A 12,269-nucleotide genomic window follows, 5' to 3' on the forward strand; every position below is an offset into this window, starting at 1 on the left:
TCTTCTTTTGCACTTCTCCTTTTGCACTTCTCCTTTTGCACTTCTCCTTTTGCACTTCTCCTTTTGCACTTCTTTAAGCTTCGTTACTTCCCGCGCTGATCTGGCGCAACTTTTTCTGGCAGGGCATTCGTATACTTGAATCTTATTGAGAATTAGTAGCATTGTTATCGGAGTCGTTATGCAATTGGCCGATCTGGTTGCCGGGCAGCAGGCACGGGTTGCACAGATGCTGGATATGGATCCGGCGGTTCGCAAGAAATTACTGGCGCTGGGTCTGATACCCGATGGCCTGGTGCAATTTGTTCGCCGTGCGCCATTAGGGGATCCGATTCAGATTCGTATCGGCTCTTCTCAGTTCAGTATTCGCCAGGCGCTGGCAGAGAAGATACTGGTTGAGTTGCAGCCATGAGTCAGCACATCGTTACCGTTGGCAATCCGAACAGCGGCAAAACCTCGCTGTTTAATGGCTTAACCGGCAGTCGCCAGCAAGTAGGTAACTGGAGTGGCGTCACGGTTGATAAAAAAGAAGGCCTGATGTCATTGGCGCACGGTGATGCCCGATTGGTTGACCTGCCCGGTATTTATTCTCTCGACGTTAACGACGCTCATTCACTGGATGAGCAAATTGCCTTTTCTTACATCACTAACCATCAGCCGGACCTGGTGATTAACTTGATTGATGCCACTACGCTGGAGCGCGGTTTATATCTGACATTACAGCTGCGCGAATCTGGTTTGCCGTTGCTGGTGGTGATCAACAAAATGGACGCTGCTAAGCGCCAGCGGCTGAACATCGATATTGATCAGCTGCAGCAGGCGCTGGGTTGTCCGGTGGTGGCATTGTCGGCGCACCAATCATCTCAGGTGAAGCAATTCCGTCAGCAGTTACCGCAACTGATACAGCAGGCTCAGCAGAGTACCGCGCTGACTCTGAACTACGGTGCTGATGTGGCAGCTGCGCAACAACAACTCAAGCCTGTGGCACAACCGCTGGCACCTCATCTCAATGGCGATGCTTTGGCGCTGCGTTTGCTGGAGCAAGATGGCTGGCTCACGGCAGGTTTGTCGGATCAGGCACGGTTAGAGGTTGATCAGGTGTGTCAGTCGCTGCAGCTCGACCTCGATTTGCGCATTGCAGAAACCCGTTTCAGCTGGATCTATCAGCTTTGCCAGCAGGCGGTTTCTGCGTCCGCCAAACTCAGTCATAACATCAGCGAAAAAATCGACTCTGTGTTACTGAACCAATGGGCCGGAATTCCGCTGTTTCTGGCAGTGATGTATCTGATGTTCCAGTTCTCGATTAATGTTGGCAGTGCCTTTATCGACTTTTTTGATATTGCCGCCGGTGCTGTTTTTGTTGATGGCGTGAGCGTACTAATGGCTTCAGCCGGATTGCCATCCTGGCTGGATATTATTGTCGCCCAGGGAATTGGTGCGGGAATTCAGACGGTGCTGACTTTTATCCCGGTGATTGCCTGTTTGTATTTATTTCTGTCGCTGCTGGAAAGCTCCGGTTATCTGGCACGGGCTTCCTTTGTGGTTGACCGTTTAATGCAGAAAATTGGTCTGCCGGGTAAATCCTTTGTACCAATGGTAATGGGATTTGGTTGTACCGTGCCGGCCGTTATGGCTGCCCGTACGTTGGATAAAGAACGTGAGCGGCTGATCACCAGTTTTATGAGCCCGTTTATGTCTTGCGGTGCCCGGCTGCCGGTGTACGCCTTATTTGTTGCCGCGTTTTTCCCCGACAACGGTCAGAATGTGGTGTTTTTATTGTATCTGTGTGGCGTAGCAGCTGCGGTACTTACTGGCCTGGTATTGCGGCATACGTTATTGCCCGGCAACAGTGAAAACTTATTACTGGAAATGCCTGATTATGAAATTCCCAGCTGGCGAAATGTTGCGATAAAAACCTGGCAAAAACTCAAAGGATTTCTGACCGGTGCGGGAAAAACCATCGTTTGGGTTGTGGCTGTTTTAAGTGTGCTGAACAGCGTCAGTCTCGACGGACGTTTTGGGAACCTGCAGCCGGGAGAATCGGTATTGGCAAAAAGCAGTCAGCTGATTACGCCGGTATTTGCGCCGATTGGTGTCGAAGCGGATAACTGGGAAGCAACCATTGGTATTGTCACCGGTATTTTTGCGAAAGAAGCCGTGGTGGGCACGTTAAACAGTTTATATTCCGGCGACGCAGCCGATGCCGCTGAGTTTGATTTATCTGCCAGTCTGAGTGAGGCACTGCATACCATTCCTGAAAATTTATTTGGCATCAGCCTCAGTGACCCGATTGGTTTGGATATCGGTGATATTTCAACGCTGGAAAATGCCGCATCGGAACAACAGGTGGAGGTCTCAACATTAGCTACGTTGCAGCACAAATTTAACGGTGGCGTGGGTGCTTTTGCTTATATGTTATTTATTTTGCTCTACACCCCCTGCGCTGCGGCAATGGGAGCGTTTGTGCGTGAAGTCGGACCGCGATGGTCGTTTTTTATCGCCGTCTGGTCGATGGGAATGGCCTTTATGATTGCCACGGTTTTTTATCAGCTGGCGACCTTTTCTTTGCATCCGCTGGTATCGCTGTTGTGGTGTGGCGCTTATGCGCTGGTGTTTATGCTGGTGCTGGCACTGATGCGTCGCCGTGGTGATGTGTTAGCGGCTGGCTGGCGTGCCAGCACATGATTCTGCAACAACTGAAACAGGCGCTGGAAGGCCATGGGTGGGTAACACAGCAGCAGCTGAGTCGCCGCTTTAATCTGTCGGCGGATGCGCTCGACAGTATGCTAAGTGTGTGGATGCGTCGCGGTTTGGTGGTGAAAGATACCAGTGTGGCCTGTTCGGGGAAATGCGGTTGTGGTGACGCGGCCGTTGTTCAGTATCGCTGGATGGAAGCCGGGAAAATCGCTCTTCAGCAGCGCTGACTTTAAGTCGGAGAAACCAAAATGGAAACGTATCAGGCCATGATTCTGGCGCGGGTTGTTCATATTCTCGGGGTTATTATCTGGATAGGTGGCGTTGCGTTTGTCACTCTGGTTCTGATCCCGGCATTGCGACGGCATCCGGACAAAACGTTGCGTATTACCTTGTTTGAACAGCTGGAAGGACGTTTTGCTTTTATTGCTAAAATCACCACGCTGATGGCCGGTCTCTCAGGGTTTTATCTGGTTGAAATGCTGGATGCCTGGAGCCGTTATACATCGCTGCAATTCTGGTGGATGCATCTGATGACGCTGGTGTGGATGATTTTCAGTCTGGTGTTATTTGTTTTCGAACCATTATTTCTGCACCGTTGGTATCACCAGCATGCCAAGCAGGATTGTGATGGTACGTTCCGGGTGATGCAGCGGCTGCATGTGATTTTACTGACACTTAGCCTGATAGCAGTTGCCGGTGCGATGGCCGGGGCACACGGTTTTGTTTTCTGAGCGTGGCCACCGGTCAGCGGGCGATTCTTTCCTCAGCTGCTACACTGGTTGAATAAATCTACTTATTGAAGTGGGGTGAAACGGTGACGGGTAGCAGGGAAGAAGAATACGATCTCAGCGATTGCCAGCGCCTGAGCATTCTTGAAGGTTATGTCAGTACCAATCGCAATATGCTGATTGTGATGGTATTGCTGGCGTTGGTAGGAATTTCAGTTGCCATTACTGTGGTGGTGATTAAATTTACCCAGCCGAAAGTGGTGTATGTGCAGCAGCGGGATTTTGATCCGGCGTTGCAACGTCTGGCAGCGATCGAAATGGCCATGGATCAGGTTCGTGATACTGCAATTGATACCCGTAACGTGCTCGACAGCAGCAGTGCTACGGCGTTTAAACAGCAGTTTCTGGCTCAGGAAAAAAGCTATCAGTTACACCTGAATGCGTTAAAAGAAGGCATGCGTGAGTTAGCGCGTATGAACCCTGGTTCGCGTACCTGGCTGGAAATCTATAATGAAAAAATGGACCTGGCGTTAAAGCAAAGTAAAGAACGGCAACAGCAGCTGGAGTCGTTACAGACCAACCGTATTTCGGTGAATGCGAAGCCCCTTGATGAATTATAGCGATTTCAGACAAACAAAAAATGGCGCCTGATGGCGCCATTTTTTATGGACGTTGTTCTGCTTGTACGATTAACCGCGATGGTCGGAAACAAACGGATTGTGCTGGCGTTCATGGCCGAAGGTCGAGTTTGGACCATGACCACAAATAAATTCGATGTCATCACCCAGCGGGAACAGCTTGTCGCGAATTGAGCTGATCAGTTCGGCATGATTGCCCTGTGGGAAATCGGTGCGGCCAATCGAGCCGTTAAATAACACGTCACCCACAAAAGCCAGCTTCTGCTGCGGGTTATAAAACACTACGTGCCCGGGCGTATGCCCTGGGGTATGGATCACCTGAAATTTCAGCTCGCCCACCTCCACTTCATCACCATCATTCAGCCAACGATCCGGAGTGAAACTTTCCACTGCCGGGAAACCAAACATGGCCGATTGTTGTGGCAGCCCCTGAATCCAGAATAAGTCGCCTTCGTGCGGGCCTTCAATGGTCAGATTGAGGTCTCGGGCCAGCTCGGCGGTACCACCGGCATGATCAATATGAGCATGGGTCAGCAGAATTTTGCTGGCGGTTGCGCCCATTTTTTCCAGCTGTTGTTTGATACGACTGACGTCACCGCCGGGATCAATAACAGCGGCTTGTTTGGTGTTATTGCACATCAGAATGGTGCAATTCTGGGCGAAGGCAGTTACGGGTACGACGGCCACGGATAAAGCGGACATGGCGCTCTCTCTTTCAGTTTTTCATCTAATCACGGCGGCTAGGTTAAACGCAGGTGAACTGAAAAACCAGTGGAGCAGCAAATGACAAAGTGTTTTTCGTAGCAACAACAGGATGTTCTGTTCGAAGATAATAAGCAGGTTAAATGGTGTGATGTTTAAAGCAGTGACAGGATGTCACGGTAGCATCAAGGGCCAGGGATGGCCCACTGATGCGGCGGCTAAACATTACAGCGTTTAGCCAGCTGCGAAGTGAAAAAATCAGAACTGCTGAACTTTTGGCGCCTTACCAGCAAACTGCGGCATGGTCATACCCGCGTTCGCATTAATGTAGGTTGGATCTGCAACCACATAACGCTTGCCCTGATACTGCCATGCATCGCCTTTAACCTTGCTGTTAAAGTTAACTGCCGTCGCCACATGACCCGGATAATCGAGAATAATCACATCCAGACCCAACAGGCTTTCGGTTAACCAGGCAAACAGCGCTGCACGGTCTTCGCAGTCCGAATACGGGTAATGCAGTGTTTCCAGCGGGAAGAGATAATTCTCTTCCTTAAACTGCTGGTCATCGGTCTTGTATTTAAACGCTGTCTGAACAAAGCGTAATAAGCGGTTCACCGCTTCCTGTTCATTTTGTCCGGCAACAACCGGGCGCAGCTGATCAAGCAACGAAGCCGAAGTTACTGCTGGCAGGCCAGCTTTAAAGTAATTCGGCAGGGACAGTTGCGGGAAACTGTTGAAGTAAGAAACATAACGGGCCGGGTAATCCACGGTGATTTTGTAGTCTTTACCGCCATATCCAAACGTCAGAGCACGTTTGGCGTGTTTTCCCTGGGCAACAAATTCATTTGGCTGACTGAAATCCAGTGTTTTTGATCCGGCGCCATGCTGGCCACCGTAGGTGAACACTTTGCCTGGTTTCAGCTGCTTACCATTCAGGTTAACCGCGTAATACTTTTTACCACCAAGTTTGAAGAAGGTAACGCCAAACAGGTCCTGCTTGGATGGAATCAATAAGTGCAGTTTATTGTTATACGCTACACGAGCATCAAATCCGGCTTTGACCAGCAAGAACCAGGTGGTTAAGCGACGGCTGGTTTCCTGGCGCAGGATCGAACCGGCGAAGCGATCAAATAATAATGCCGTGCCCCAGTCATTTAACTTCAGGCGTGCAGCTGTTTGTTTCAGCTGTTCAATGGTTGGCTTATGTTCTTTGCTGGCCAGGTATTGCCAATAGGCGGCGATTTTTTCGCTGTTTAATTTTCCAGCGAAGATACGTTTGAAGTTTTTCGGGTATTCAATTTTGACCGGGTTGCCATAAAAATTGAACTTGGCGGTGCGGACCGATTTGCTCTTAATTTCGGTCGCCGGGCTGACGGTTGGTTTTTTAACCGTATCCGGTTTTTTGGCAATAGCGGGTTGTTGAACCTGTGTTGGCTTTTTCGGTTCCGGCTTGGCTATGGTTGGTTTGCTTGGTTGCGGTTTAGTCGCATCAGGCTTTTTCACCACGGGTGGTTTAACGGGTACCGGCACGGGGGCCGTTACCGGAGCCGGAGTGGGTTTAACCTCAGGCGCTTTCGGGAACGTTTTTGGCTTAGGTTTCGGGTCGCGTTTTTCCGCAGGCTTTACATCCACCGGCTTCCATTGTGCCTTGAGGAATTTAAGAAAGGCCTTATCGTTTTCATCCAGATAACTCTGAAAACTCTTCAGCTCTTTTTCACGCCACTTCTGGTATTCGTCCATCTGGCTGTCGGCATGGGTCAGCGAAGCCGATAACAGGGCTGCGGACAGTAATAAAACCTTTTTCATTGCAAAATCTCCTGCATCAAACAAAAAAGCCGGCAACAAGGCCGGCTCTTTTTAAAGTCGTTAAGACTTATTCCATGTTGGCAATTTCAGAGGCCAGCTCGTCGAAAGACTTCTCAGCCTGGAATTTTTGCCACAGAGCACGCTCATTCTTCATAGAAGTTTTCAGTGCTTGCTCAGACAGTTTGGTTACTGTATCGGCATCTAAACCAACCAGTACCACCATGCCGCCGCTAGGGGTAGGCATCTGACGGAAGATTTTAGAACCAACCAGAGTTTCTTTGGTGATCTGCTTAGTTACAGAGGTGTTAACACGATCAACGGTTTCGCTGTCGCCTGCACCGGTTGTCTCAGCAAATTGTTTGATCATGTTCTGAACTTCAACTTTCATGGTCTGAGCCAGCTCAACACGAGCAGCGGTAGCAGCCATTTGTTTCATGAAGTTAGGGCCTGCACCAGACTTATCAGCGTAGCCAACAGCAGACAGATCAATGCCGTTAACCGGAGCGCCACATACCCACTCAGGAGCTGGTTGACCAGAACCGTCAGCGAATACACAGCTGGCAACTGGCTGAGCCGGTTGAGGTGCTGGTTGGTTAGACGCACAAGCTACCAGCATAGTGGCTGCAGCAGCTGCAAAAATATTACGAATCATCATCTTCCTCTCCTTGATTGAAGCGGCTATTTATAAAGAATGTTTGTCGAGAATAGCGAATGATATGGCAAAATGCTACACAGGATTTAAGACTTGTGAGGGAGATCAAAAATGCGTCAGCCTTTTACCAAAGCAGCGAAAAAAATCGCTGTTGTTTCTACCGTTTTAATATTGTCGGCCTGTAAAACTGCGCCAGTAAAACAGGGCCAACCTGAATGGTTGCTGAACCCGGGAGATGGCGTCGTTGCCTCCTGTGGCTTCCATATTAAAGGTCATTACGCTCAGCAGGAATGTGCTGTACAACGCGCCAGAGAGCGGCTGGCTGCGCGTCAGGGGGTTGAGGTGAGCAGTATTTCGTACTTAAACACGCGGGTTAAAAATGATCGTTCCAGCGTTAGCATGGATAAAGAAACTTTGGAAAAAGTGAATCGCGTCACAGTTAAAGCGAAAGTAAAAGAAACCTGGTACGACGCTCAGCGCGACGAATATTATGTGTGGATGTTTGCGGAATAGAGTGTTGCGATTTTGATGGTAAATAAATTAAAGCCACTTATGTTTTCTCAGCAGCAACAGGATGTTGCGGTAGCATCGCCGGAACAGGGATGTTCCGTCCGATGCGGCGGCTGAAAATATAAGTGGCTTTAATTGTATGCTGTCATCGTCAGTAATTAATGCTGATGACCACCGACACCATGCGCATGTTTATGCTCAATCTCTTCCGGTGTGGCCGCACGTACATTAACGATATCCACATCAAAACGTAATGCCTGGCCGGCAAGTGGGTGGTTGGTATCGACATCGGCCATAAAACGACCAACTTTTACCACAGTAACCTGACGAGTACCCTGACTGGTCTCTACCCAGGCCACCATGCCTTTACGCCACTTCTGTTTCTTGGAGGTGTTTGGACCTTGCAGGTGCTTAACCGGTACCCGTTGTTCATTACCTTCTTTACGCTCACCGTAAGCGTCTTTTGGCTCAAGAGTGAAGCTTTGTTGCTCACCCGCTTCCATACCGGTAACGGCTTTTTCAAAACCCGGAATCATATTCTGGTGACCCTGCAGATAAGCAACCGGGTCGCCTCCTGTTGATTGGGTGCTCTCAATCAGGTTGCCCTGATCGTCATACAGGCTGTAGTGCAATTGAACGACTGTGTCTTTGGCGATTTTCATAGAATTACTTCTTATATAGTCATGCGTTAGCCGTCAGGCCTTATGTCTGACCCGTTTCGGCTGGGTTGGTTTTTGCTAACAGATTGGTTTCAGCGAGCAGTATCGGGATTTGGCTGCTCTGGCACAAGCTCTTGAACTCTCGGTCAGCGTCCCCATATCAGAATTACCCTATAAGTTTCGAGTTAACAGACTCAGGATTTAGCGATGACAACAATTGTATCCGTACGCCGTGGTGATGAAGTGGTAATTGGCGGCGACGGCCAGGTTTCTTTGGGCAATACCGTAATGAAGGGGAATGCCCGTAAAGTTCGCCGTTTGTACAACGGTCAGGTAATTGCCGGTTTCGCCGGTGGTACGGCGGACGCGTTTACATTATTCGAAAAATTTGAAGCCCAGCTGCAGAAGCACAACGGTCAGCTGACCCGCTCGGCGGTGGAACTGGCAAAAGAGTGGCGCTCCGATCGTGCGCTACGCAAGTTAGAGGCCATTCTGGCCGTGGCTGATCACACCGCCTCGCTGATCATTACCGGCAACGGCGATGTACTGCAGCCAGAAGATGACCTGATCGGCGTTGGCTCGGGTGGTAACTTCGCTCTGGCTTCGGCCCGCGCACTGCTGGAGAACACCGAACTCGGCGCTCGCGATATCGTCGAAAAAAGTCTGAATATTGCGGGTGATATTTGTGTGTTTACCAACACCAACCTCACCATTGAAAGTTTAAACGCTAAAGATGTAGCGGGAGATAAATAATGAGCCAGATGACCCCGCGTGAGATTGTTCACGAATTAGATCGTCATATTATCGGTCAGAATAACGCCAAGCGTGCGGTTGCCATTGCCCTGCGTAATCGCTGGCGCCGTATGCAGCTTAATGTTGAGCTGCGTGATGAGGTAACGCCAAAGAATATTCTGATGATTGGCCCGACCGGTGTCGGTAAAACCGAAATCGCCCGTCGTTTAGCCAAGCTGGCTAATGCGCCTTTTATTAAGGTGGAAGCCACTAAATTCACTGAAGTGGGTTACGTCGGTAAAGACGTTGAATCCATTATTCGTGATTTAGTGGAAACCGGCGTAAAAATGCTGCGTGAGCAGGAGATGGAAAAAGTTTCGATGCGTGCTGAAGAAGCCGCCGAAGAACGAATTCTTGATGCGTTATTGCCACCGGCACGTCCAACCACAACCAGCTGGGATACCACTGAAGAGCCTAAGCCGGAAGACTCCGGTACGCGTCAGATTTTCCGCAAAAAACTGCGTGAAGGTCAGCTGGATGATAAAGAAATTGAAATCGATATCGCCCAGGCACCGAATGTTGGTGTAGAGATTATGGCACCTCCTGGCATGGAAGAAATGACCAGCCAGTTGCAGAACATGTTCTCGAATATGGGTGGCGATAAGAAAACCAAACGTAAGTTAAAAATTGCCGATGCCAAGAAGCAGCTGCGTGACGAAGAAGCCGCAAACCTGCTGAATATGGATGAAGTGAAAGCCAAAGCGGTTGATCTGGTTGAGCAAAACGGCATCGTATTCTTAGATGAAATCGATAAAGTCGCCAAGCGCCAGGAAAGTGGTTCGGGCGGTGATGTATCGCGTGAAGGGGTTCAGCGTGACCTGCTGCCGTTAATTGAAGGCTGCACGGTGTCGACCAAATACGGCATGATCAAAACCGATCATATTTTGTTTGTTGCCTCTGGTGCGTTCCACCTGTCAAAACCGTCTGATCTGATTCCGGAATTACAGGGTCGTCTGCCGATTCGTGTAGAACTGGAAGCGCTGACACCGGAAGACTTCGAACGTATTCTGACCGAACCCAACGCGTCATTAACGCAGCAATATATCGCGTTAATGGAAACCGAAGGTCTGAACATTTCTTTTGCTGATGATGCTATTAAACGTCTGGCACACATTGCATTTGAAGTGAACGAGAACACCGAAAACATTGGTGCTCGTCGTCTGCACACTATTATGGAGCGCTTGTTAGAAAAGATTTCTTTCGACGCCACCGATATGTCAGAAGCGGTTGTGATTGACGCGAACTACGTTAACGAACAGTTGGGTAATCTGGTACAGGATCAGGATCTGAGTCAGTTTATTTTGTAACTGATGGATTAACGATCAAACCAAAAAAGCCGCATTACAAATGAGTGTAATGCGGCTTTTTTTATGCGTAATCCATCAGGTACGGAAGTGGCTGACCAGCTCGCCCAATGCCTGACTGGATTGGGTTAACTGTGTTGTTTCATTGTCGTTCTGGCGCATGGATTCATTAATGCCATTAGCGGAATTAACGATCTGCAGAATATTGCTGTTAATTTCCTGCGCCGCTGCACTTTGTTGTTCAACCGCGCTGGCAATACTCAGATTCATTTCGGTGATGGTTGAAACCGCATTACTGATGGAAACAATGGTATCGCTGGCTTGTTGCGACATCGCCGACGTGGTTTCCGAATTTTCGGTACTGCGTTCCATCGCGGTTACTGCCATAGCGGCCTGATCCTGCAGGCGTGAAATCATGCCGTTAATTTCTTCGGTGCTTTCCTGAGTACGTGAAGCCAGAGTCCGCACTTCATCGGCAACCACGGCAAAACCACGGCCCTGCTCACCGGCACGCGCCGCTTCAATGGCTGCGTTTAACGCCAGCAGGTTGGTTTGTTCGGCAATGCCACGAATCACATCTAATACCGAGCCGATGCCATCGGTCTCCTGACGCAGACTTTCAATCACCTGCTGCGAATCGCGCATATCGTCGGCCAGTGACAGAATCTGTTGCTGGGTTTTCTCCATAATCGCCATACCATTGCGGGCATCGTCATCGGCCTGACGTGCCGAGTCTGCAGCCCGCTCCGCACTGGCAGCAACTTCGTGAATGGTTTGGGTCATTTCTTCCGAGCCGGTGGCGGCCATATCGGTTTGTTGCAGCTGATGTTCAGTCAGCTGACAAATCGACTGGTTACTGCGAGCCAGGCTATGACTGGTGTGATTAACCTGGTCGCTGGTGTTTTGCACCCGTTGCACAATGGTGTGAATACGTTCGGCAAACTGATTAAAGGCAGATGAGATCTGAGTGGTTTCATCGGCACCGGAAACCGGTAAACGCAGGGTCAGGTCGCCATCACCGGTGGAAATATCTTTCATCGCCCGGGCAACCTGCTGTAATGGATTACGGATGCTGTTGGAGATAAACACAATCACTGTGGCCAGTAACGCAATCGCTATCAGGGTGATAATAAATACCTGAAACAGCTTTTGCTGGAAGGCTGTTTCGATGTCGTTCATATAAACGCCGGTGCCGATAATCCAATCCCATTGGGGAACGCTTTTAACAAAGCTGAGTTTGTCCTTGGGAATATCTTTGCCATTATTTGGCCATTGATAGCCAACGTAGCCACCATCGCGGTTGCGTTCAGCAACTTTGACAATTTCACGATAAATATACAGGCCGTTCGGGTCCTGCAGGTTCCCCAGCGCCCGGCCTTCGAGCTTTTGATTATTGCCGTGGGCCACAACCTGATAGTTGGAATTACTGACGAAGAAATAATTGTTGCCGTCGAAGCGCAGTTTACGCATCGCAGCTTTGGCGCGACGTTGTGCTTCTTGTGGGTCCATACCTGCTTGCTGCAGCTGGTAATAATGATTTACCAGGCTGTGGGCATTTTCGACCTGGGCACGAATGGTGTGTTTGCGTGCTTCTAATAAATCATTACGGCTGTCGCTCATGATGAGCATGGTGATCACGACAGTGAAGGTGATAGAGGCGCCGAGAATAAGCCAGAGGCGGGCGCGAATGCTGACGGTACGTAGCCAGTCCATAATACTGAGTCCTCGTTGATAAGCCTGTAAGCTTAGACAAAGAACTCAGTATCGCCTTAGTGTTAATA

Annotated in this window: 13 protein-coding genes; 8 read left to right on the forward strand and 5 right to left on the reverse strand. The window is 49.6% G+C overall.

Annotation, left to right across the window (positions count from 1 at the left end):
* The first annotated feature begins 178 nt into the window (after positions 1-178).
* The 5 genes from ACOQOZ_RS16635 to ACOQOZ_RS16655 all read left to right on the forward strand — a co-directional run bounded on the left by ACOQOZ_RS16635 (position 179) and on the right by ACOQOZ_RS16655 (position 4,042).
* Positions 179-409, forward strand: a complete 231-nt coding sequence (locus tag ACOQOZ_RS16635; protein ID WP_420589273.1) for a FeoA family protein — start codon at positions 179-181, stop codon at positions 407-409.
* Positions 406-2,682, forward strand: a complete 2,277-nt coding sequence (gene feoB, locus ACOQOZ_RS16640; protein WP_420589274.1) for a Fe(2+) transporter permease subunit FeoB — start codon at positions 406-408, stop codon at positions 2,680-2,682. Before ACOQOZ_RS16635 ends, feoB begins: the two co-directional genes overlap by 4 nt.
* Entirely contained in the window at positions 2,679-2,921 is a 243-nt protein-coding gene (locus tag ACOQOZ_RS16645) for a FeoC-like transcriptional regulator (RefSeq protein ID WP_420589275.1), read from the forward strand. Before feoB ends, ACOQOZ_RS16645 begins: the two co-directional genes overlap by 4 nt.
* Before the next feature lie 21 nt (positions 2,922-2,942).
* Positions 2,943-3,425: a hypothetical protein gene (locus tag ACOQOZ_RS16650; RefSeq protein ID WP_420589276.1), complete on the forward strand. Its 483-nt coding sequence runs from the start codon at positions 2,943-2,945 to the stop codon at positions 3,423-3,425.
* An 83-nt stretch (positions 3,426-3,508) separates the two neighbouring features.
* On the forward strand, positions 3,509-4,042 hold the full coding sequence (locus ACOQOZ_RS16655) for a hypothetical protein (RefSeq protein WP_420589277.1): 534 nt from the start codon (positions 3,509-3,511) through the stop codon (positions 4,040-4,042).
* Positions 4,043-4,111: 69 nt separating this feature from the next.
* On the opposite strand, the gene ACOQOZ_RS16660 is transcribed toward ACOQOZ_RS16655, so the two are convergent.
* The 3 genes from ACOQOZ_RS16660 to ACOQOZ_RS16670 form a co-directional block, all read right to left on the reverse strand.
* Positions 4,112-4,762 carry an MBL fold metallo-hydrolase gene (locus ACOQOZ_RS16660; protein WP_420589278.1) on the reverse strand — a complete coding sequence of 217 codons (651 nt, stop codon included), beginning with the start codon at positions 4,760-4,762 and terminating at the stop codon, positions 4,112-4,114.
* Between the two features lie 258 nt (positions 4,763-5,020).
* Complete coding sequence (locus ACOQOZ_RS16665) at positions 5,021-6,571, reverse strand: hypothetical protein (protein WP_420589279.1); 1,551 nt, start codon at positions 6,569-6,571, stop codon at positions 5,021-5,023.
* A gap of 67 nt (positions 6,572-6,638) precedes the next feature.
* On the reverse strand, positions 6,639-7,226 hold the full coding sequence (locus ACOQOZ_RS16670; protein WP_420589280.1) for an LPP20 family lipoprotein: 588 nt from the start codon (positions 7,224-7,226) through the stop codon (positions 6,639-6,641).
* Between the two features lie 108 nt (positions 7,227-7,334).
* On the opposite strand from ACOQOZ_RS16670, the gene ACOQOZ_RS16675 reads away from it, so the two are divergent.
* Positions 7,335-7,736: a hypothetical protein gene (locus ACOQOZ_RS16675; RefSeq protein ID WP_420589281.1), complete on the forward strand. Its 402-nt coding sequence runs from the start codon at positions 7,335-7,337 to the stop codon at positions 7,734-7,736.
* A 155-nt stretch (positions 7,737-7,891) separates the two neighbouring features.
* Here the strand turns inward: ACOQOZ_RS16675 and ACOQOZ_RS16680 are convergent, their stop codons facing one another.
* Positions 7,892-8,395, reverse strand: coding sequence for an FKBP-type peptidyl-prolyl cis-trans isomerase (locus tag ACOQOZ_RS16680; protein ID WP_420589282.1), 504 nt, complete (start codon positions 8,393-8,395; stop codon positions 7,892-7,894).
* 204 nt (positions 8,396-8,599) lie between these two features.
* Here ACOQOZ_RS16680 and hslV point away from each other — a divergent pair, with 204 nt between their 5' ends.
* Positions 8,600-9,145, forward strand: coding sequence for an ATP-dependent protease subunit HslV (hslV, locus tag ACOQOZ_RS16685; RefSeq protein WP_420589283.1), 546 nt, complete (start codon positions 8,600-8,602; stop codon positions 9,143-9,145).
* Complete coding sequence (gene hslU, locus ACOQOZ_RS16690) at positions 9,145-10,491, forward strand: ATP-dependent protease ATPase subunit HslU (RefSeq protein WP_420589284.1); 1,347 nt, start codon at positions 9,145-9,147, stop codon at positions 10,489-10,491. The genes hslV and hslU overlap by 1 nt, the downstream gene beginning before the upstream one ends.
* A gap of 75 nt (positions 10,492-10,566) precedes the next feature.
* On the opposite strand, the gene ACOQOZ_RS16695 is transcribed toward hslU, so the two are convergent.
* Positions 10,567-12,201 (reverse strand): methyl-accepting chemotaxis protein, encoded by a 1,635-nt coding sequence (locus ACOQOZ_RS16695; protein WP_420589285.1) that lies wholly within the window; start codon positions 12,199-12,201, stop codon positions 10,567-10,569.
* Positions 12,202-12,269 lie beyond the last annotated feature (68 nt).

Origin of the sequence: Bacterioplanoides sp. (assembly GCF_965219715.1) — a bacterium.
In the GTDB taxonomy this organism is placed as follows: Bacteria; Pseudomonadota; Gammaproteobacteria; order Pseudomonadales; family Oceanobacteraceae; genus Bacterioplanoides.